Annotated in this window: 20 protein-coding genes and 1 other annotated feature; of the genes, 2 read left to right on the forward strand and 18 right to left on the reverse strand. The window is 59.7% G+C overall.

What is annotated here, in order from left to right; translation table 11 throughout:
- Window positions 1-206 precede the first annotated feature (206 nt).
- The gene (locus tag B5V00_RS09460) at window positions 207-392 is read right to left on the reverse strand and encodes a DUF2065 domain-containing protein (protein ID WP_085010545.1); all 186 of its coding nucleotides are present in this window, start codon (window positions 390-392) and stop codon (window positions 207-209) included.
- A 283-nt stretch (window positions 393-675) separates the two neighbouring features.
- On the opposite strand from B5V00_RS09460, the gene B5V00_RS09465 reads away from it, so the two are divergent.
- On the forward strand, window positions 676-2,715 hold the full coding sequence (locus B5V00_RS09465; RefSeq protein ID WP_085010546.1) for an HD domain-containing phosphohydrolase: 2,040 nt from the start codon (window positions 676-678) through the stop codon (window positions 2,713-2,715).
- Between the two features lie 20 nt (window positions 2,716-2,735).
- On the forward strand, window positions 2,736-4,886 hold the full coding sequence (locus B5V00_RS09470) for a diguanylate cyclase (RefSeq protein WP_172399694.1): 2,151 nt from the start codon (window positions 2,736-2,738) through the stop codon (window positions 4,884-4,886).
- Window positions 4,887-4,949: 63 nt separating this feature from the next.
- Here B5V00_RS09470 and B5V00_RS09475 read toward each other — a convergent pair whose 3' ends face one another.
- From B5V00_RS09475 to ilvB, 17 genes are all read right to left on the reverse strand, one after another.
- Window positions 4,950-5,129: a DUF6485 family protein gene (locus B5V00_RS09475; RefSeq protein ID WP_085010548.1), complete on the reverse strand. Its 180-nt coding sequence runs from the start codon at window positions 5,127-5,129 to the stop codon at window positions 4,950-4,952.
- Window positions 5,130-5,150: 21 nt separating this feature from the next.
- On the reverse strand, window positions 5,151-6,191 hold the full coding sequence (gene argC, locus B5V00_RS09480) for an N-acetyl-gamma-glutamyl-phosphate reductase (RefSeq protein WP_085010549.1): 1,041 nt from the start codon (window positions 6,189-6,191) through the stop codon (window positions 5,151-5,153).
- Window positions 6,192-6,229: 38 nt separating this feature from the next.
- The gene (locus tag B5V00_RS16955; protein ID WP_139800721.1) at window positions 6,230-6,538 is read right to left on the reverse strand and encodes a hypothetical protein; all 309 of its coding nucleotides are present in this window, start codon (window positions 6,536-6,538) and stop codon (window positions 6,230-6,232) included.
- A gap of 240 nt (window positions 6,539-6,778) precedes the next feature.
- Window positions 6,779-7,171 (reverse strand): 30S ribosomal protein S9, encoded by a 393-nt coding sequence (gene rpsI, locus B5V00_RS09485; RefSeq protein ID WP_085010550.1) that lies wholly within the window; start codon window positions 7,169-7,171, stop codon window positions 6,779-6,781.
- 17 nt (window positions 7,172-7,188) lie between these two features.
- The gene (rplM, locus tag B5V00_RS09490; protein WP_085010551.1) at window positions 7,189-7,623 is read right to left on the reverse strand and encodes a 50S ribosomal protein L13; all 435 of its coding nucleotides are present in this window, start codon (window positions 7,621-7,623) and stop codon (window positions 7,189-7,191) included.
- A 188-nt stretch (window positions 7,624-7,811) separates the two neighbouring features.
- Window positions 7,812-8,255, reverse strand: a complete 444-nt coding sequence (locus B5V00_RS09495; protein ID WP_139800722.1) for a universal stress protein — start codon at window positions 8,253-8,255, stop codon at window positions 7,812-7,814.
- 95 nt (window positions 8,256-8,350) lie between these two features.
- Window positions 8,351-9,082 (reverse strand): tRNA pseudouridine(38-40) synthase TruA, encoded by a 732-nt coding sequence (gene truA, locus B5V00_RS09500; protein WP_085010553.1) that lies wholly within the window; start codon window positions 9,080-9,082, stop codon window positions 8,351-8,353.
- Window positions 9,082-9,855, reverse strand: a complete 774-nt coding sequence (locus B5V00_RS09505) for an energy-coupling factor transporter transmembrane component T family protein (protein ID WP_085010554.1) — start codon at window positions 9,853-9,855, stop codon at window positions 9,082-9,084. The genes truA and B5V00_RS09505 overlap by 1 nt, the downstream gene beginning before the upstream one ends.
- Before the next feature lie 300 nt (window positions 9,856-10,155).
- A complete protein-coding gene (leuB, locus tag B5V00_RS09510) occupies window positions 10,156-11,244 on the reverse strand; it encodes a 3-isopropylmalate dehydrogenase (protein WP_085010555.1) in 1,089 nt (362 codons plus the stop codon).
- A gap of 195 nt (window positions 11,245-11,439) precedes the next feature.
- The gene (locus B5V00_RS09515) at window positions 11,440-11,637 is read right to left on the reverse strand and encodes a hypothetical protein (RefSeq protein ID WP_085010556.1); all 198 of its coding nucleotides are present in this window, start codon (window positions 11,635-11,637) and stop codon (window positions 11,440-11,442) included.
- Window positions 11,638-12,139: 502 nt separating this feature from the next.
- Entirely contained in the window at window positions 12,140-12,673 is a 534-nt protein-coding gene (locus B5V00_RS09520) for a 3-isopropylmalate dehydratase small subunit (RefSeq protein ID WP_085010557.1), read from the reverse strand.
- Between the two features lie 16 nt (window positions 12,674-12,689).
- A complete protein-coding gene (locus B5V00_RS09525) occupies window positions 12,690-13,988 on the reverse strand; it encodes a 3-isopropylmalate dehydratase large subunit (RefSeq protein WP_085010558.1) in 1,299 nt (432 codons plus the stop codon).
- A 105-nt stretch (window positions 13,989-14,093) separates the two neighbouring features.
- The gene (locus tag B5V00_RS09530) at window positions 14,094-15,632 is read right to left on the reverse strand and encodes a 2-isopropylmalate synthase (protein ID WP_085010559.1); all 1,539 of its coding nucleotides are present in this window, start codon (window positions 15,630-15,632) and stop codon (window positions 14,094-14,096) included.
- 342 nt (window positions 15,633-15,974) lie between these two features.
- Window positions 15,975-16,209 (reverse strand) — a binding site (T-box leader).
- Between the two features lie 122 nt (window positions 16,210-16,331).
- Window positions 16,332-17,117 carry a CDP-diacylglycerol--serine O-phosphatidyltransferase gene (gene pssA, locus B5V00_RS09535; protein ID WP_085010560.1) on the reverse strand — a complete coding sequence of 262 codons (786 nt, stop codon included), beginning with the start codon at window positions 17,115-17,117 and terminating at the stop codon, window positions 16,332-16,334.
- On the reverse strand, window positions 17,114-17,758 hold the full coding sequence (locus tag B5V00_RS09540; RefSeq protein WP_085010561.1) for a phosphatidylserine decarboxylase family protein: 645 nt from the start codon (window positions 17,756-17,758) through the stop codon (window positions 17,114-17,116). The genes pssA and B5V00_RS09540 overlap by 4 nt, the downstream gene beginning before the upstream one ends.
- A gap of 177 nt (window positions 17,759-17,935) precedes the next feature.
- Entirely contained in the window at window positions 17,936-18,427 is a 492-nt protein-coding gene (gene ilvN / locus B5V00_RS09545) for an acetolactate synthase small subunit (protein WP_085010562.1), read from the reverse strand.
- A 32-nt stretch (window positions 18,428-18,459) separates the two neighbouring features.
- Window positions 18,460-20,160, reverse strand: a complete 1,701-nt coding sequence (ilvB, locus tag B5V00_RS09550) for a biosynthetic-type acetolactate synthase large subunit (protein ID WP_085010563.1) — start codon at window positions 20,158-20,160, stop codon at window positions 18,460-18,462.
- Window positions 20,161-20,464 lie beyond the last annotated feature (304 nt).

The raw sequence follows: 20,464 nt of genomic DNA on the forward strand, positions 1-20,464 counted from the left end.
CGCTCAACCCGTCCGTCTCTTCTTCGGCCGCGCGCAGGGATCTTTCCAGGGCTTCAACCGCCATATTCAAACTGTCCAGTTGCAAGGGCACCATAGCCCTCCAGACGATTCACAGGTGAGGTTTTTACGAAAGCATCACGTGAGTGGAGAAAGCAACAAGGCCACCTGTACACGCATCACGGCAGCAAATCATCCCCCTGAACCAGCTACCGCGTCACCAGGTACACCAGCAGCAACCCCGCCCCCATGCTCGCCAGCGCCGCCAGGCGCAGGGCGGCGTCGGGCATGGACGCCAGCTGGACGACGAAAAGCCGCATCCGTTGCGGAGAAAGGAACCAGGGAATCCCTTCCAGGATCATGACCATGCCGCAGGCGATGAGCAGCTGACTCATAAGAAATTCCTCATAAAATTCCAAGGGTTTCATGGCAGGCATATTGCAGACCAAATCCACTGTCAATTGTGACAGGGCAGTTTAGAAACTGCCGTATACACTGTCAAGATTGCTTCCATGAGATTTGAATTGCGTTGTAATTTCCGATCGTTACCACAGGTACCTGGCTTAGGTGACGACCGATGGCAGCACAGGGTGATCGGTCACGATTCGGGCTTTTGGCCAACGACCCCGTCTTCCGGCGGGACCGGGGTTGAAATCAGTACTGGGTTTTGTTGCGGGCATGAATTCACTGAAAATTAAAATCCTCGGGTTGACGACCCTGATCATGCTGATCGCAGTGGCGCTGGCCGTGTGGCACAACTTCGACACCCAGCAGGCGATGCTGCAGCGATTCGCCGACCAGAACGGCCGGGTGCTGGGCGAGACGATCCGCAACAGTATCATCGCCAACATGGCCAGCGGCCAGAACAGCGAGGTGGCCCGTATCCTGGAGCGCATCAGTCGGGAACCGGCGATTGAATCGGTCCGGATCTTCGACGAGTCGGGACGCATCCTGATCTCCGCCGATGCCGAGGAGACCGGTGACCTGATCGCCGCCTCGGATCTGCTCGCCTATCGTTCCGGCAACTATTCCTATATCGACGATACCAGCAGGACAGACCACCACACCACCCTGGTGCCGATCAACAACGCTCCCACCTGCCACCGCTGCCACGATCCCGAAGCCAAGGTTCTCGGCATCCTCAATGTCCACCTCTCGCTCTCCGAGATGGCGATGATGCAGCGCAAGGGCCGCCAGGCAACCCTGCTGACCTCGCTGGGGATGGCGGCGATCATGATCATCACCCTCGGTGGGTTCATCCTCTTCTACGTCGACGGCCCCCTGCGCCGTTTCGCGGTCGCCATGAATTTCCTGGAAAAGGGGGATTTCGAGCGGGCCCGCACCAAGATCCGCAGTTCCCGCGAGATGGAGCTGCTGTCGGAGAAGTTCAACCTGATGGTCGACCGCGTCAAGCAGTTGCTCGACCAGACGGTTCATCACGAACGGGAGATGGCCATTGCCGAGGAAAAACTCTCCCACCACGATGAAATCCGCAACATGAACATCACCCTTGAGGAGCGCCTCAAGGAGATCGAATATCTCAACATCACCCTCGAAGAACGGATCGAGGAAATCGAGGAAGCCAACTACAAGATCGCCGACCTTGCGGGCGAACTCGAAGACCGCAACACCAACCTCGAAGAGGCTGTCAGCAGACTGCAGGCCCTGCACAAACTGGGGCTGTCGATCAACGCGACCATGGACATCGAACGCCTCTTCGCCCTGCTGCTGCACCGCACGGTGGAAACGCTGCAGGCGCGCGTCGGCTACCTGCTGCTGCTCGACCGTGATTCCTGGACGCTGAAGATCGGCGCCGCCGAAGGGCTGCCCGAGCATATCGACAAGGGGATGCGCATCCCGATCAAACCGGGCGGGGTGTCCCACTGGGTGATCAAAAACAACCAGGCGCTGCTGATCAGCAACATCGATGAATCGCGCGAATTCAGCCGGGTCAGCCGCCTGGGATTCACCCGCGAAACGGTCATCTGCACCCCGCTGGTGATCGGCGAAGAGGTCATCGGTACTCTGACCATGGCCAACCGCAGGGATGAAAACCCCTTCGACGGTGAAGACCTGGAACTGCTGACCACCATCGCCGCCCAGGCCAGCATCGCCATCAAGAACGCCCGGCTCTACGAAGAACAGCAGAGTACCTACCTGAGCACGGTGCAGGCGCTGGTGTCGGCGGTCGAGGCCAGTGACGCCTACACCCGCGGCCACTCCGAACGGGTCAAGCGTTACGCCCTGCGCCTGGCCGAATTCATGAACCTGCCGGCGGAAACCCTCAAACGGCTCGAACAGGCGGCCATCCTGCACGACATCGGCAAGATCGGCATCTGCGAATCACTGCTGCACAAGACCGCCAAGCTGGACAGTGAAGATATCGAAATCCTTCGCCAGCACCCCAGTATCGGCGTCAAGATTCTCGAACCGATCAATTTCCTCAGTGATGTCCGGGCCATTATCCAGCAGCACCATGAACGGTATGACGGCAGCGGCTATCCGAAAGGAATCGCCGGCAACGACCTGATGCTTGAAGCGCGGATTCTGGCGGTTGCCGACACCTACGACGCCATGACCACCGACCGGCCCTACCGCAAGGCACTGAGTCATGAGGTGACTATTGAGGAGATCCGCCGCAATGCCGGCGGCCAGTTCGATCCCGATGTTGCCATGGCCTTCATCCGCATGTTTGAAGAAGAAGCCTCGGCAGCCTGAAGCGGAGGATGAGTCTCCCGATGCTCACAAGGTTCAACCATCTGCCCCTCTCCCAGAAAATCCTGCTGCCCTTTTTCCTGGTCCTGGTCCTGCTCGGGCTGACCGCCACCATCGGCTCGGTTCAACTGACCAGCGATTCACTCTCCGAGTCAATCGATCAGCAACTCGACGACCAGCACAGCCTGCTGGAGATGGCGATTAAAAACGAGGAGCAAAGGCTGACAACCTTCGCCAACCTGCTGGTGGCCCTGTCTCCTGATGACCCCGAAGAAACCGGAACCATTCCCCTGGCGGCACACCTCAACGGCCTCTCCAGCCAGGAGCTGAGCGTCCGCATCTGGTCTGAACAGCAGATCGGAAGCCTTGAGCAACCGCAGCTGAAGCAGATGGTCACCCATGCCCGGCGCAGCGGCAGGACCAGGATTCGCTTCTTTCCCGCCCTGCCGGACAGTCCCGCCCTGGTCCTGGTCAAACCCCTCAAGGACACAGCCGGAGATCAGCGCTATATCATGATCAGGCGGACCCTGGGACAGAAGTTCTTCCGTTCCCTGATGAAACCGAGCCGGGGGGACTGCCACCTGCTTGACCGCAACGGCAACCACCTGGTCAGCAACCGGCCGGAAGCCTCCCCGCCGCGATTGTCCGCCGACGAAATCAGTCGCCTGATCGCGGGACGCCGGGTCAACAAAGCGACCGCCACCACCCGCACCCAGTTTTTTGCCGTCCCCCTGGGAACCTCGGACCTGGTTCTGCTGGGCGTCAGCCTGCCGACCCGCGATCTCGGCATGCTGGTACGCAGCCTGGCCACCCGCTCGGCGATCACTGTCCTGCTGGCCCTGATCATCTTCGGCTATTTCTTCCTGCGCTTCATCCGCGGACAATTGCGGCCGCTGGAAACCCTGCTGCAGGCCACTGAAACCGTCAGCCGCGGGCAGCTTGACTATCGTCTGCCCGACCTCGGAAATGATGAAATCGGCAAACTGGCCCAATCCTTCAACAGCATGGTGAGCCAACTTGACGAACTCTACAAGGAGAAGATCGACCAGCAGCGGCAACTGACGGAACAGCGGGAGGAGCTTAAATACCGCGAGCTGCTGGAAGCGAAGAACGCCGAAATCGAACGCGCCAATCACGAACTGCGCGCCCACCTGAAGGAGATGTCGGGGCTGTTTCAGCTCAATCGCGCCATGACCTCAACCCTCGACCTGGGCATCCTGTTCGACCGGATGATGGGGGTGCTGAAGGATCTGATCCACTGCGACCGGATGGTGCTGTTCACCTACAATGCCGGCAGCGAAGAACTGCTGGTGCGCAAAACCCACGGTATCGACCCGGAACTGCTGCAGGGCATGACCTTCCGTCTCGACGAAGGAATCACCGGCAAAGCCGCCCTGACCCAGCAACTGCTCTCCATTCCCGATCTGAAGAACGATAAACGCAACCTCGGCTACAAGGGCAAGAGCCACAGCGGCGGCTCAATGGTCAGCGTGCCGCTGGTGGTCAAAAAGCGCCTCTCCGGGGTCCTGAACCTGCACAAGATCGAAACCAACGCCTTTTCCGAAAGTGATATCAACCTGGTCCAGGCGGTCGCCAACCAGGCCGCCATCGCCATCGAGAACAGCCAGCTCTATGAACAGGCGCGCAGTCTCTCGAATACCGATGAATTGACCGGACTGGCCAATCGACGGCATTTCCAGATGATTCTCAAGCGCGAAGTCGCGCAGGCGCAGCGCTACCATTCTCATTTCAGCCTGATCATGGCCGACATCGATCATTTCAAGGCGTTCAACGATACGCACGGGCACTTGCGGGGGGATATTGTGTTGAAGAAGGTGGCCGATATCCTGCTGCAGAATACCCGCGGCATCGACCTCGTCGGTCGTTTCGGTGGAGAAGAGTTTATCGTCCTGCTGCCGAAAACAGATAAACTCGGTGCGGAAGCGGCGGCGGAAAAACTGCGCTCCTGCGTCATGAACGACAGCTTCCCCGGCGAAGAGGAAAGCCAGCCGAACGGAACGCTGACCCTCTCCCTCGGCATCGCTGAATACCCCAACGACAGCAAGGACATCTACGAACTGCTCGATCTGGCGGACCGGGCCCTCTACCGCGCCAAGGAAGAAGGCCGCAACCGGTTCGTCACCTGGCAGGCGGAGATGCATTCCGCGGTCTGACAGGTTGAACAAAAACGCCTGTCTGCCGCGTTGTCCGCCCTCCGCGTCAATGCGACGCCCTGCTCATCCCCGATCCTGAATCAGATTCCGCAGCGAACGATCATAGCTGCGTTCCCCCTGCGGGGTAAAGAAACAGCCGGGGAATTCCCCCCTGCTCTGATGATAGGCGACACAGGCACAGCAGTTGCCGCGTCGGCTGCAGGTGGTATAGGTGCAGGCGCAATGATCCGTTCCACAGGTCATCTCAGCGGGCTCCTTCCAGCATCAGGGAAAGGCGGACAGGGCTTCCAGCCCGGTCTGTTCCGGCAGGCCGGCCAGCAGGTTGAGGTTCTGGACAGCCTGCCCGGCCGCCCCCTTCACCAGGTTGTCGATAACCGCGACCACAATGATCCGCCCGGTCCGTTCGTCGGCAACCATGCCGAGGTCACAATAATTGCTGCCGGCAACCTGGTTGATATTCGGCAGGCTGCCGACCGGGTGAACCCGGACAAAATACTCGTCGGCATAGAATTGCCGATAGATCTCGACCAGGTCAGCCGTTGACAACTGTTGCCTTGACGCGGCATAGCAGGTGGAAAGAATGCCGCGACTGACCGGCAGCAGGTGCGGGGTAAAGCTGACCGTCACCTCCCGTCCGGAAAGAATACTCAGGGTCTGTTCAATCTCGGGAGTGTGCCGATGGCCGGCGACCCCGTAGGCCTTGAAGCCCTCGTTCACTTCACAGAAGAGGCTGCCGAGCTTTGCGCCCCGCCCCGCCCCGCTGGTCCCCGACTTACTGTCAATGATCAGCGAATCGGGGTCAATCAACCCCTGCCGCAACAGCGGCGCCAGCCCGAGAGCGACACTGGTCGGATAGCAACCGGGGTTGGCGACCAGGCGGGCCGGACGCACCTGCTCACGAAACAGCTCGGGCAAACCATAAACCGCCTCGGCGAGCAGCTGCGGACTGCTGTGAGGCTGGTACCAGTGCTCGTAAACCGCGGCGTCCCTGAGCCGGTAGTCGGCCGAAAGATCAACCACCCGGCAACCCGCGACAAGCAGATCGGGGATCACCGCCATCGCCGCCTGGTGCGGCAGGGCGGTCAGGACAACCTCGGCGCGGGCGGCGATCTCCGCCGCGGCGAGATTTTCAAAAACCAGCTCGCAGCGTCCCGCCAGGGAGGGAAAAACCCGCGCCACAGGCTGCCCCGCGAACTGCCGCGAGGTCACGCACACCAACTCGGCCTGCGGATGTCCAACCAACAGCCGGAGCAACTCCACCCCGGTGTAACCACTGGCGCCGACAACGGCAACTTTGATATTCATACGCTTAAGCTCCAACCCGAATCCACGGGTTCCCTGAATCAGACCAATCTGCACCACAGTTTCAAGACGCTGGATTTTTTATCAAATCCAGACGCAGCCTCAATGAGCGCGGCAGCTGCGTCGCACAAGCGAAGCGGGCCTGCAACGCAGAGTTGATGAAAAAGCCGGCCAGCATAAGTTTCAACAACGTTGATCGGGTCCATATCCGCACCGCCGTTCCAAGGCGTCGGATTTTTTATCAAATCAAGACGCAGCCCAATGAGCGCGGAGGCATAACCCTGAATCAGAGAGTCCCTTGTCGGCAGACAGCACAAGTCATTGATCTGCCTGAGCTTCCCAAAAATCACCAGCGAACCTATGGGTGCACCTCAGATTTTTGAAAAGATCATTCAGACCAAGCACTTGCACTCTCCATCCAACAGGAACTCACTGAATCAGGGTAGCGGCAGCTACGTCGCACAAGCGAAGCGGGCCTGCAACGCAGAGTTGATGAAAAAGCCGGCGCCCTAACAAAACAAGGGGAGCCGTATCGGGCTCCCCTCGCAAGGTTGAAACAATTGCTGCGGGCGAAAAAAGGCCCGTTGCGGTTAACGCTTGGAGAACTGGAAGCTCCGACGCGCGCCGCGGCGACCGTATTTCTTACGTTCCTTGACACGGCTGTCACGGGTAATGAACCCGGCCTTTTTCAACACGCCGCGCAGTTCGGGATTGGCCTCGACCAGCGCTTTGGTGATGCCGTGCTTGATGGCACCGGCCTGGCCGGAAGCACCACCGCCACAGACATTGACCCAGACATCCCACTTACCGAGGTTGTCGGTCAATTCCAGCGGCTGGCGAACAACCATCTTGGAGGTTTCACGACCGAAATACTGGTCGATACTGTTCTGGTTCACGGTAATCTCACCGTTCCCCGGCTTGATCCAGACACGGGCAACCGAAGTCTTCCTCTTGCCAGTGGCGTAAAATCTCTGTTCAGCCATCATCTATCTCCTGAATCTCAGCCCTGAATGTCCAGGTTCTTGGGCTGCTGAGCTGCGTGGGGATGTTCGGCACCGGCATAGACCTTGAGCTTGCGGAACATCTGGCGACCGAGTTTATTCTTCGGCAGCATCCCTTTGACAGCAGCCTTGATCAACTCTTCGGGTTTCTTCTCCAGCAGTTTTTCCGCGGTGATCTCCTTGAGACCGCCGGGAAAACCGGAGTGCCGATAATACGTCTTGGCAGCGAGCTTGTTGCCGGTCAGCTTCACCTTGTCGGCATTCAGGACGACGACGAAATCGCCGGTGTCGACATGCGGGGTGTAGATCGGCTTGTGCTTGCCGCGAAGCACATGGGCAATCTGCGCCGCGGCCCGGCCAAGGACTTTGCCTTCCAGGTCAACGACGAACCAGTTTTTCTGCACGGTGGCAGGTTTAGCAGCTTTGGTACTCATGCGATCCTCTCTATTCTTAAACTGTGATTTATACGGGGCTCACAGAACAACGAACACTAGTTTAAAAAACCTGTCATGTCAAGCCAAAATCCACCGGCAATTTCAGGATTCGGGTGTCGTGACGGATGAACCTGCTTCGTTGCCTTCACCGATCCAGGCCCGGCGACTCGATGGATTGCACTCGAGAATCAGAGGAGTTTCGGCTTGATCGAGAGTACCGGGCAGGAGGCATGACGCACCACCCGTTCGGCGGTGCTGCCGATCAGCAGGTGGGACAATCCGGTGCGACCATGGGTGCCGATGACAATCAGGTCGACCTTCTCTTCTTCCGCGAATCGGCAGATCTCGGTAAACGGCACCCCGTGTCCGACCCGATACAAAACCTTCGGAGCATTGACCGCCGGGAGATGAGAAACCGCCTCGCGCTGCAGGTGCTGCAGCACATCCCGTTCCGGCGGCGATTGGTCCATCCCGATGGACAGTCCCAACTCACTGTAGTCGGCGACCGGCAGGACATGCAGCAGCACCAGCACCGGTTCCAGCATATCCTGCAGACTCAGAGCGAAGTGAAGGGTCTGCCAGCTGTAACTGGAAAAATCGATCGGGACCAGAATGCGCAATGCTCGTTTCAACGGGAACCTCCGGCAACAGGACAGAACAGCACCTGATTGACTATAGCCGCCCCCCGCCGGTTTGCAAGAGCAAGCTTTCCCGCCCGGTCACCGCATCAGTAATAAACCTCCTGCAGACAGAGTCCCTGCGGCGGCGCCGTACGACCGGCGCGGGAACGCTCGCAGCCGGCCAACAGCTCCCTGACATCGGTCGTCGGCCGGTTGCCGAGCCCGATTTCCACCAGGGTGCCGAGCATGATGCGAATCATGTTTTTCAGAAAGCCGCTGCCCCGGATATCCCAGTGCAGCAACTCACCCTCCCGTACCAGGTCGATACTGTCAATGCGCCGCACCGTGGTGCGAGCGGCGCACCCGGCGGCACGAAAGGCGGAAAAATCATGTTCACCGACAAAATCAGCGGCCGCGGTCACCATGGCCGGCAGATCAAGCTCACTCCTGATCTGCCAGCTGGTGCGACCAAGCAGCGGTCGTCGGCAGGGGGATGGGAGCAGGCTGTAGCGATACCATTTACCGCGGGCCGAAAAACGGGCATGAAAATCGGCAGCGACTTCCGCCGCCTCGCGTACCGCCAGGTCGTCCGGCAGGAGGGCATTGAGCCCTTCGCGCCAGGCCCGCAGCGGTAGCTCCCGGGGTGGATCAAAATGCGCCACCATGCCGCGCGCGTGAACGCCCGCGTCGGTACGGCCGGAAGAATGAAGACGCACCTCCTCCCCCAGAATCTGCCGCAGGGCCTCCTCCACCGTCCCCTGCACCGTGCGTCCGCGGGCCTGGACCTGCCAGCCGCAGAAGTCGGTCCCGTCATATTCAAGCAGCAACCGTATCCGCATTACAACCACCCCCAGAAAAACAGCAGCAGACAGCCGCAGAGAACCTGCAGCCTGAGCGGCGTCTTCATGGCCGGCAGGATGTCGATTTCGGCCAACACCTCCCCCGCGGCCATACGCCGCGCCATCTGCTCGGCACGATCGGCCAGGCGCAGCATCAGCGGCTCAATCAACCCGGCGGCGACACGGCCCCGTTCCAGCAGTGACCCTCGTTTCAGGGCGGACAACTGCGCCCCGGACCGGCGCCAGGCCGCCAGACCCTCGTCACGCAGCAGGGGAACGAAATGCAGGGTCAGGCTGAGCAATGCCGCCAGGCGTGCAACCGGCACCCCGACCCGCCGCAACGGCTGCAGCAGGGAGACCAGGGCTGACGCCAGTTCATCCGGAGAAGTCGTCAGGGAAAGCAGGCAGGCAAAAAGCATCGCCAGCAACAGCTGGGAAGCATTCTGCAACCCGAGCAGCAGGCCGTCATAGGAAAGCCAGGAAAAGGGCCCGAGAGTCCGTCCCGGGGTCATGAAGAGATGCAGCAGCACCGTCGTCACCAGCAGCCAGCGCAGCGGACGCAGCCCGCGCAGCAGGGCCGCGATGCCGAAACCGCTGATCTCCGCCAGAACGATACCGAGCAGGGCCGGCAACAGCAGGGAGAACCCCGCGGCCCTGAAGGTCACCATGATCAGCAGCGGCAGCAACAGTAACTTCCCGCGCGCGTCGAAACGGTGTAACCATGAGTCACCCGGGTGAAACTGACCGAGACCGGGAGCGGTTTGCGGGTTCATGCCTGCCCCCTCACCCCGGCAACCGCGGGATAGATGGTTCCATTTCCCGGTGGCCGCAACCGCTGAGCAACCGTTTCACTTATCACAATCAGACCCATCCACACCACAGTTCCAAGACGCTGGATTTTTTATCAAATCAAGGCGCTGCCTCGATGAGCGCGGAGGCGTAGCGGCAGCTACGTCGCACAAGTGAAGCGGGGCAGCAACGCAGAGTTGATGAAAAAGCCAGCGTCCTCACGCAACAAATCGACCCGGCAGCACTGCCGGGTCGATTTGAACCCATGATTCAGGTCGTGAAAATCAGAGTTCTGCAACGATGGCATCTCCCATGCCGGAGGTGTCGGTTTTTGTCTCCCCCTCAAGCCCCTGGTAGATATCGGCAGTACGGAAGCCCGCATCCAGCACCGCCTCCACAGCCCGGTCGATGGCATCCGCCGCCTCGGTCAATCCCAGCGAGTACCGCAGCATCATCCCGGCCGAAAGAATCTGGGCAATCGGGTTGGCCACCCCCTGTCCGGCAATATCCGGAGCGCTGCCGCCGGACGGCTCAAAAAGACCGAAGGATCCTTCGGCCAGGGACGCACTCGGCAGCATACCCAAAGAACCGGTCAGCATGGCGGCCTCGTCGGAAAGAATATCGCCGAACAGGTTGCCGCAGAGCATGACATCAAACTGCTTGGGCCAACGACAGAGCTGCATGGCAGCATTATCGACGTACATGTGGGTCAGTTCAACATCAGCATATTCTTTTCCAACCCGCTCCACCACCTCGCGCCAGACCACCGAGGTGGACAGCACATTGGCCTTGTCGATGGAACAGACCTTGCCGACGCGTTTGCGGGCCGCCTGAAAAGCAACGTGGGCGATCCGCTCGACTTCGACCTCGCTGTAGCGCATGGTGTCAAAGCCGGTCCGCTCCGCCCCCTGCCCTTCGATCCCCTTGGGCTGGGAGAAGTAGATCCCGCCGGTCAACTCGCGCACCACCAGCAGGTCGAAGCCACCCTCGATGACCTCGGTCTTCAGCGAGGAATTGCCGGTCAGAGCCGGAAAAATGATGGCGGGACGCAGGTTGCAGAACAGCCCGAAAATCTTGCGCAGCGGCAGCAGCGCGCCCCGCTCCGGCTGCTCGTCGGGAGGGAGGGATTCCCACTTCGGACCGCCGACCGAACCGAACAGGATGGCGTCCGACTCGCGGCAGACGGCGATGGTCTTTTCCGGCAGGGCCTTGCCATCCCGGTCGATGGCGATTCCGCCGACATTGGCGAAAGTACGTTCAAAGCGTACCGAAAAACGGGACTCGACCGCATCGAGAACCTTCATGGCCTCGGCCATGACTTCAGGCCCGATTCCGTCACCGGGAAGGACCGCAATTTTATACTGCTGGGACATGACAACAACTCCTAAGATTGGCCGGGGCAAACCCCGGTTTATTGAACCGGAAAAAGAAAGAAAAGACCTTTTTTCAAGCGGTTGCAACTATAGGAAGGCGCAGAGATGATGTCAACGAATTTTACCGGGAAGGGAGTGAACGAGGTCGACGAGAAAGCCGCGACCGTGAAGAAAGAGAATCCCGGACGGGATCTCTCAGGCGTATCCCCAGTCATCGACCGGCAGACGGGTTTCTACCAGCCGCCCGGCAAGTTCGCGCATGCGGCACAGGTCGTTGACCGAGTATTCGGCCGTCTCCAGAATTTCCAGCTGCTTTTCCGGGGGCAGTTGCCGATAGAATTTGAGCAGGGCAAGTTCGTCACGACTGAGTTGTTGAGAGAACGGAACCGACATGATGACCTCCTTTGAAACCGATGCGATCAATGCCTTAATGAATTTTACGTCTTTTCGGAAGGATGTCAGAGAATTCCAGGGATTTTAATATTAAAAACCCCTGAGCAGGTTTCCCGCAAGATGCAAGGCGGGGACAAACCCGAAGGTTCGCCCCCGCCTTGCATAAAAACAAAGGATTCTTGTCGTCAACTTACCCGGTACAATGGCCGGAGACGCGGAATTTTTCGTCAAATCAAGGCGCGCCCCGATGAGCGCGGAGGCGTAGCGTTCGCTTGGTCGCAAAAATAAAGAAGGCCGCAACGCTCAAGTTGGCGGAAAAGCACGCGTCCTCCCTCCCGGTTCAACGAAGACGATCTGCGTATCCTTTCACCACAGCCTCAAGACGCGGGATTTTTCATCAAATCAAGGCGCGACCTGATGAGCGCGGAGGCGTAGCGGCAGCTACGTCGCACAAGCGAAGAGGGTCGCAACGCAGAGTTGGCGGAAAAGGCCGCGTCCTCCCTCAATAACGGGCGTCGGCGAACTCGACCCACCCCCCTGCCTCAACCAACGCCTTGTCAAAAGGCGTGATGTCAAAATTGAACCGCAGTTCCTTGTCACCGGCGCAGGCGACCAGTTCCTGCGCATCGACATCCACCCGGATTTCGACCTGGCCCTGCTGCTGCAGGTCAAAGATCCGGTCGATGTCGGACTTCGGCAGTTCGATGGCAAGCATGCCGCCGTTGAACATGTTCTGGCGGAAAATGCGCGCGTAACTCTCGGCGATAATGGTGTGTACTCCGTTGACCTCGAACACCCAGGGGGCGTGTTCACGCGAGGACCCGCAGCCGAAATTTTCGCGCGAGACCACCACCCGCGCCTCGCGCACGGCGGCCGAAGCCGGATCGAACCCTTCCAGCTTGAGATCTTCAAGCATGTAGGGCTGCAGTGCCTCCTTGGTGACCTCGGTCAGATACTTGGCGGGAATGATTTCATCGGTATTGATATCGGAGCGGTCAAGCAGCAGCGCCGGACCGCCGAACTGTTTTCTGGACATGGTCTCTCCTCTGCGGTCAGGCCGCGGTTTCCTTGAGCAATGCGCGGGCATCGGTGATGACACCGGTTACGGCGGTGGCGGCGGCGGTCGCCGGACTCATCAGGTGGACCATGCCCCCCTTGCCCATCCGACCATTGAAGTTCCGGTTGGTGGTCGAGGCGCAGACTTCCCCTTCAGCGAGAACCCCGTTGCTCATGCCGAGACAGGCGCCGCAGGTCGGGTTGGTGACGCAGAAGCCGGCATCCATGAAGACATCCATGATCCCTTCGTCCATCGCCTGGCGGAAAATCTGCGGGGTGGCCGGGGAGACGATGCCGCGAACCGAGTCGGCGATCCGACGCCCCTTGAGAATCCCGGCGGCGACCCGCAGGTCTTCGATCCGGCCGTTGGTGCAGCTGCCGATATAGATCTGGTCAACGCGGGTTCCCGCCATCTCTTTCACCGGTTTGACGCAATCAGGCTTGTAGTCGAAGGTCACGTGCGGCTGCAGCGTGGAGAGGTCGAAATCGAGAACCTTGTCGTACTCGGCGTCGGCGTCGGGCAACCAGCGGCTGTAGTCGGCGAGGGCCGCCTCCCGGTCGGTGAACTCCTCGGCGATGAAAGGCCAGAGATAGTCAACCGTGACCGCGTCGGGCGGGCAGATGCCGCAGGTTCCGCCGGCCTCGATCGCCATGTTGCAGAGGGTCATGCGCGACTCCATGCTCATTGCCTCGATCACCGGGCCGTGAAACTCGATCACCCGGTCGGTGGCGCCGTTGACACCCAGCTGACCGATGACGAACAGGATCACGTCCTTGGCGTAAACCCCTTCGGGAAGTTCGCCGTTGAGATTGATGCGGATGGTCTTCGGTTCGCGGAAGGCGCAGACCCCCTTGAGGATGCCGACCTCGAGATCGGTGGTACCGACACCGGCGGCAAAGGCACCGAAGGCACCGTGGGTGCAGGTGTGGGAGTCCCCCATGATGACGGTAAAACCCGGCCGGATAAACCCCTTCTCGGGAAAAATCGCGTGACAGACACCGTTGCGGCCGACATCGAAGAAATCCTTCAGTTCATGCCGACGCGCCCAGTCCCGCAGCATCTTCGCCTGGATGGCGGTCTTGCTGTCCTTGGCCGGGGTCACGTGGTCGATAACGGCCTTGATCTTGTCAGGATCGAAAACCCGATCCTTACCCCGCCATTGCAGGTCGGCAATGGCGACAGGGGTGGTAATCTCGTGGCAGAGAACCCGGTCGAGGTCCAGGACCCTGGTCCCCGGAAAGGGCTCATCCCGCAGGTGAGCGGCGAAAATCTTCTCCGCAATCGTCTGTCCCATTTCAACTCCTTGACAGTGTTGGCAATTTTCTGGTTCGAAAGGATCTGGAGACCGGCAGGACGGGGATGCATCCTGCCGGCTTCAGCTTATTTTCCCGCCCGGATATCAGAGCGAGGCGCGCTTGCGCTCGATCACCGAGGCCATCTTGTTGAGAGCGTTGATGTAGGCCTTGGCCGAGGCGACGATGATATCCTCATCAGCCCCCTGGCCGATGACCTCGCGTCCCCCCTCACTCAGCCGCACGGTACACTCTCCCTGGGCGTCGGTGCCGCCGGTGATGGCACCGACCGCGTACTGTCGCAGTTCGGCGTTACTGCCGGTCAACTGCCTGATCGCCTTGAAGGCGGCGTCCACCGGACCGGCGCCGAGAACGGCCACCTTCTTCCGCTCTCCTTCGACATCCATCTCCATGGTTGCCGTCGGCGCGGCAAAGGAGCCGGACGAGACATTCATCTGCAGCAGCTTGAAACGTTCGTCAACCCGGATCACCTCATCGGCGACGATGGCGTCGAGATCTTCATCGAAAATCTCTTTCTTGGCGTCCGCCAGTGCCTTGAAACGGACGAAGGCGCGCTCGATGTCTTCTTTCTGAAGTTCGTAGCCGAGTTCCTCCAGTCGCGCGATAAAAGCGTGCCGCCCGGAATGCTTGCCGAGAACCAGCTTGTTCCGGTTCAGGCCGATCGATTCGGGCGTCATGATTTCATAGGTAGCGCTGTCCATCATCACGCCGTGCTGATGGATACCGGCTTCGTGGGCGAAGGCATTGGCACCGACCACGGCCTTGTTCGGCTGCACCGAGATGCCGGTCACCGTCGACAACAGCCGGCTGGCGTTGTAGATATGCTCGGTGTTGACGTCGGTGGTATAGGGCATGATGTCATGCCGGGTGCGCAGTGCCATCACCACCTCTTCCAGGGAACAGTTGCCGGCCCGCTCGCCGATGCCGTTGATGGTACATTCGATCTGACCGGCACCGGCGCGCAGGGCGGCCAGCGAATTGGCGACGGCGAGGCCGAGATCATTGTGGCAGTGGACCGAAATCACCGCGTCATCGATATTTTTGACGTGGTCCTTGAGGTACTTGATGATCTCGTAAAATTCGAAAGGAATGGCATAGCCGACGGTGTCGGGAATATTGACCGTCGTGGCACCGGCGGCAATGACCGCCTCGACCACTTCCGCCAGGAACGGCAACCGGGTCCGAACCGCGTCCTCGCAGGAGAACTCGACATTGCCGGTATAGCCGCGGGCGTGCTCGACGGCCTTGACCGCCGCCTCGAGGACCTGTGCAGGCTCCATCTGCAGCTTGCGCTCCATGTGAATATCGGATGTGGCGATAAAGGTGTGAATGCGGCCCCGCTCACCGGCATACTGCAGCGCCTCCCAGGCACGGTCGATATCCTTGAATCCGGACCGGCAGAGACCGGCGATCTGCGGCCCCTTGATCGACTGGGCGATCTTCTTGACCGCCTCGAAATCACCGATCGAAGCAATCGGAAACCCGGCCTCGATGACATCGACATTGAGTTTTTCAAGCTGATGGGCGATGCGCAGTTTTTCATCAATGTTCATGCTGGCGCCCGGGGACTGCTCGCCATCACGAAGGGTGGTATCGAAAATAGTAATTTTACGTTGTTCGCTCATGAATGCCTCCTCTGGCAGGGCATCAACAGCTCGTTGCCGCGGACAGCCCTGCGGGTTGAAACGTATAACGCGATAGATTTCGAACGACTTGTCCGACCCAGGTCACCCAGGTCATCTTCCACCAGGACCACCCCCTTTCAAGGCTTGTCTGTCTGTTCTGTTTTCCCGCAATCAACCGGGAAGATCGCCCCCGCCGTTTCAGGGGCGAGGAATTTTTCGCAGAATCAAGGCGCGTCCCGATGAGCGCGGAGGCGTAGCGGCAGCTACGTCGCACAAGCAAAGAGGGAACGCAACGCCGAGTCGGCGGAAAAGAACCGCCCATGTAAAAAAGCTCCCGCCCCGATCAGGGGCGAGAGCTTTCGCTTCGCGGTACCACCCTGTTTCATCCGCCGACTGCCGAAGCAGGCGACGAACCTTGATTGTCCCTTGACGCGGGATGACGGTGGAAGCTGGCGGCAAAGACCGGTTGACTTCCACGGCTCCAAGGCGAGTTCGACAGCTTACCGTACCGGCTTGCAGCGACCGCCGGCTCTCTGAAACGGCAGAGGTGTCTACTACTCCTCTTCAACGCCTTTACAAAAAGTGTTCTGTAACTTAAACAGACCGACGCCGAACCTGTCAAGGGAAATTCCATCCTGAATCAGTGAGCCCATCACTGATTCAGGTCCATCCCCCCCTGGCCGCGCCGGCAAGACGGGATCAGGTTTCGGCCACCCCGCCATCCCCCGAACCTTTCCCGGCCCGCTTCTTTTTCGGCCGCCCGAAACGGAACACAGCCCCCAGCGGACCGGAAACGGTGTAGATCAGACAGAGGGAAAAGAGCATCACCTCGGGGCGGGCGACGATGATGATGATCAGGAAAATCGCCAGCACCAGGAAGCCGAACGGCTGACGTTTGACCAGGTCCGGATCCTTGAAGGAGTAGTAACTGATATTGCTGACCATCAGCGCGGCCAGCGAATAGATGAGCAACAGCACCGATACCTTGCGGATGGTCCCGGCGCCGCCGAAATAATAGAAGATCAGTACACAGGAGGCCACCATGGCGGCCCCGGCCGGGATCGGCAGACCGACGAAGCGCTTGGACTCAACGGTATTGGCCTGGACATTGAAGCGGGCCAGGCGCAAAGCGCCGCAGACCACATACAGAAACGCCGCCAGCCAGCCCAGTTTGCCGAAGGGGCGCAACGCCCACATGTACATCAGCACTCCCGGAGCAACCCCGAAGGCGACCAGGTCGGCCAGGGAATCATATTCAACACCGAAGCGACTGGTGGTGTTGGTGATCCGGGCCACCCGACCGTCCAGTCCGTCAAAAACCGTGGCAATCAGGATAAACCAGGCCGCAACGTCGTAATTGCCGTGGATGGTGGCGATGATGCTGTAAAACCCGGCGAAGAGACCGCCGGTGGTGAACAGGTTGGGCAGGATATAGACACCCTTGCGGAGATTTTCCCGCCGATCACGAAAATCTTTACGGCTCATGGCAATTGTCCCAGGACGGTTTCACCGGCAATGGTCCGATCTCCCAACCGTACCCGGACCTCGGTGTCCAGGGGCAGGTAGACATCGACCCGGCTGCCGAAACGAATCAACCCGTATCGCCGGCCGGTCTGCAGGACATCGCCGATGCCCGGATAGGTCACGATGCGCCGGGCGATGAGCCCGGCGATCTGCACGAACAGCAGTTGCTTGCCGCTGTCGGTTTCGAGCAGAATCCCGGCCTGCTCGTTGTCACGACTGGCCTTGTCGAGCGCGGCATTGAAGAAGGATCCCTTTTGATAGTACATGTCGACGACCCTGCCGCCGCAGGGAACGCGGTTGACATGGACATTGAACACCGACATGAAGATGCTGACCTTAAGCGCCGGGGCCTTGAAATAACGATCCTCCTCGACCTCGCCGACAAAAACCACCTTGCCGTCCGCCGGAGCAATGACCAGGTCGTCCCCTTCAGGCACCAGTCGTTCCGGGTTGCGGAAGAAGTAGATCGTGAACAGGGTCAGGGCAAGCAGCAGCAGCGTCAGCAGTCCCCACCCCAGCAGGGCGAAGACCAGGGTCAAAAAAGCAAACAGGGCGATAAAGGGATAACCCTCCACGGCCACCGGTTGGTTCTGATTGCGCACCAGAAAATTCCCTTCTGAAAAAAGCGGCACCAGGCGTGAATCGAGTCTGTCGAAAGCCGTCCCGCAGGCCTGGTTCCAATCGCGAAAAAGACCAGCTTTTATAACATGAAAGGGGCGCGACGTGCAAAAACCTTTTGCCCGTCGCGCCCCTGAAGATCATCCGGTCAGCAGGCAGTATCAGCCCTTGCCACCCTTCTCGCCCCGCCCCAGCACCACCGGACCGGTGCGGACGATCTCCTTGATGCCGAAGGGCCGGAGCAGTTCGAGGATAGCATTGATCTTTCCGGGCGCCCCGGTCACTTCAAGGGTGTAGGAACGGGGCCCGACATCGACCACCTTGCTGCGGAAAATGTCGGCGATGCGCAGCACTTCGGCACGCAGGCTTTCCTCGGCATTGACCTTGATCAGCGCCAGTTCACGTTCGACGTAGTCGGTGCCGGTAAAATCGATGACCTTGATGGTATCGATCAGCTTGTTGAGATGCTTGGTGATCTGCTCCAGGACCTGATCGTCACCGGTGGTGACGATGGTCATCCGCGAAACCGAAGGATCGAGGGTCGGAGCAACCGAAAGACTTTCAATATTGAACCCGCGGCCGGAAAAGAGTCCGGAAACCCTGCTCAGAACCCCGAATTCATTTTCCACCAGCACGGATATGGTGTGTCGCATGTTCATTTCCTCCCTGGATAAAAGGTCGGCCGTCAGGAGGCCAGCACCATTTCATGAATACTGCGGCCCGCCGGAACCATCGGCAGCACGTTCTCCTCCCGGGCCACCTTGAATTCCATGATCACCGGTCCCGGGGTCGCAAAGGCCTGCCTGATGGTCTCTTCGACCTGGTCCGGCTTGTCGGCCCGGAGACCGGTGGCGCCATACGCCTCGGCCAGCTTGACGAAATCGATCGGCAGTTCAAGGACCGTCTGGCTGTAGCGACGATCGAAGAACAGCTGCTGCCACTGCCGGACCATACCCAGGTAATTATTGTTGAGGATCACGATCTTCACCGGCAGGCCGTACTGGACCAGGGTGGCCATCTCCTGGGAGTTCATCTGGAAGGATCCGTCCCCGGAGATGTCGATCACCTGCCGTTCGGGAAAGGCCGCCTGGGCGCCGAGCGCGGCCGGCAGTCCATAGCCCATGGTGCCGAGGCCGCCGGAGGAGAGAAATGTCCGCGGCTGGGTGAACTGGAAAAACTGGGCGGTCCACATCTGGTGCTGGCCGACCTCGGTGGCGATGATCGCGTCGTCATTGGAGAGTTCGCGGATCTTCTCGATCACAAACTGCGGCTTGATTTCCGTTTCCGACGGCTGGTAGGTCAGCGGGTGCTCCGTTTTCCAGTCCAGGATCTGACGGCGCCAGCTTTCGGTCTCGGTCGTCATGTCGGCCACTTCGTCCGCATGTTCGGCCAGCTTCCGGACCAGGTTCTGCAGCACATCCTTGAGATCGCCGACAATCGGCAGATCAACCCGGACGTTCTTCTTGATCGAGGTCGGGTCGATATCGACATGAATGATCTTGGCATGGGGCGCGAAGGTGGCGATCTTGCCGGTCACCCGGTCATCGAAACGGGCGCCGATGGCGATCAGCAGGTCGCTGTTGGTCACCGCCATGTTGGCATAGTAGGTACCGTGCATGCCGAGCATGCCGAGAGAAAGCTCATGACGGCTGGGAAAAGAACTCATCCCCATCAGGGTCGTGGTCACCGGCGCCTGGATGGTTTCGGCGAACTGCCTCAGCTGCTCGGGACAGTTGGAGAGGGTCGCGCCGCCACCGACGTAGATGACCGGTTTGCGCGCGGCAAGAATCATCTTGGCGGCTTTTTCCACCTGGCGGATGTTGCCGCTGACCGTCGGCTTGTAGCCGCGCAGCTCAACCTTGTCCGGGTAGGAGAAGGTATGGGTAGCCACCTGGACATCCTTCGGCAGATCAACCAGGACCGGGCCGGGACGACCGGTGCGGGCGATGTAGAAAGCCTGCTTGATGATGCGTGCCAGGTCCCGGATATCCTTCACCAGGTAGTTGTGCTTGGTGATCGGCCGGGTGATGCCGACCATGTCCGCCTCCTGGAAGGCGTCGTTGCCGATCAGCGGCGTCGGCACCTGGCCGGTGATGACCACCATCGGGATCGAATCCATGTAGGCGGTGGCGATTCCGGTCACGGTATTGGTGGCGCCGGGACCGCTGGTGGCGATGGCCACGCCGACCTTGCCGGTGGCACGGGCATAACCGTCGGCGGCATGAACCGCGGCCTGCTCATGCCGGGTCAGGATGTGGTTGAGACCGGGATAGTCAACAAGGTCATGATAGATGTTGATAACCGCGCCCCCGGGGTAACCGAAAACGGTATCCACCCCTTCCATCTGCAGACATTCCAATAAAATCTGTGAACCTGTCTTTTTCACAAAAACCTCCTCCCCAAAATGAAGACTGCGATCGGGCCGACGGTGAAAACCGGATCTCCTCCGACGCGATCCTTGGCAAAGTCCTGAATCAGTGAGTCCCTTGCTGGCGGACAGCACAAAGTCATTGGCCTGCCTGAGCTTCCCAAAAATCACCTGCGAACCTGTGGGTGCGCTTCAGATTTTTGAAAATCTCATTCAGACCAAGCACTTGCACTCTCCAACCAACAGGAACTCACTGATTCAGAACAACTCCCCTATCCCGAAAACGGCGGAACCCGCCGCCGGACAAACAGAAACCCGGCGT

Origin of the sequence: Geothermobacter hydrogeniphilus, from assembly GCF_002093115.1 — a bacterium.
Taxonomy (GTDB): domain Bacteria; phylum Desulfobacterota; class Desulfuromonadia; order Desulfuromonadales; family Geothermobacteraceae; genus Geothermobacter_A; species Geothermobacter_A hydrogeniphilus.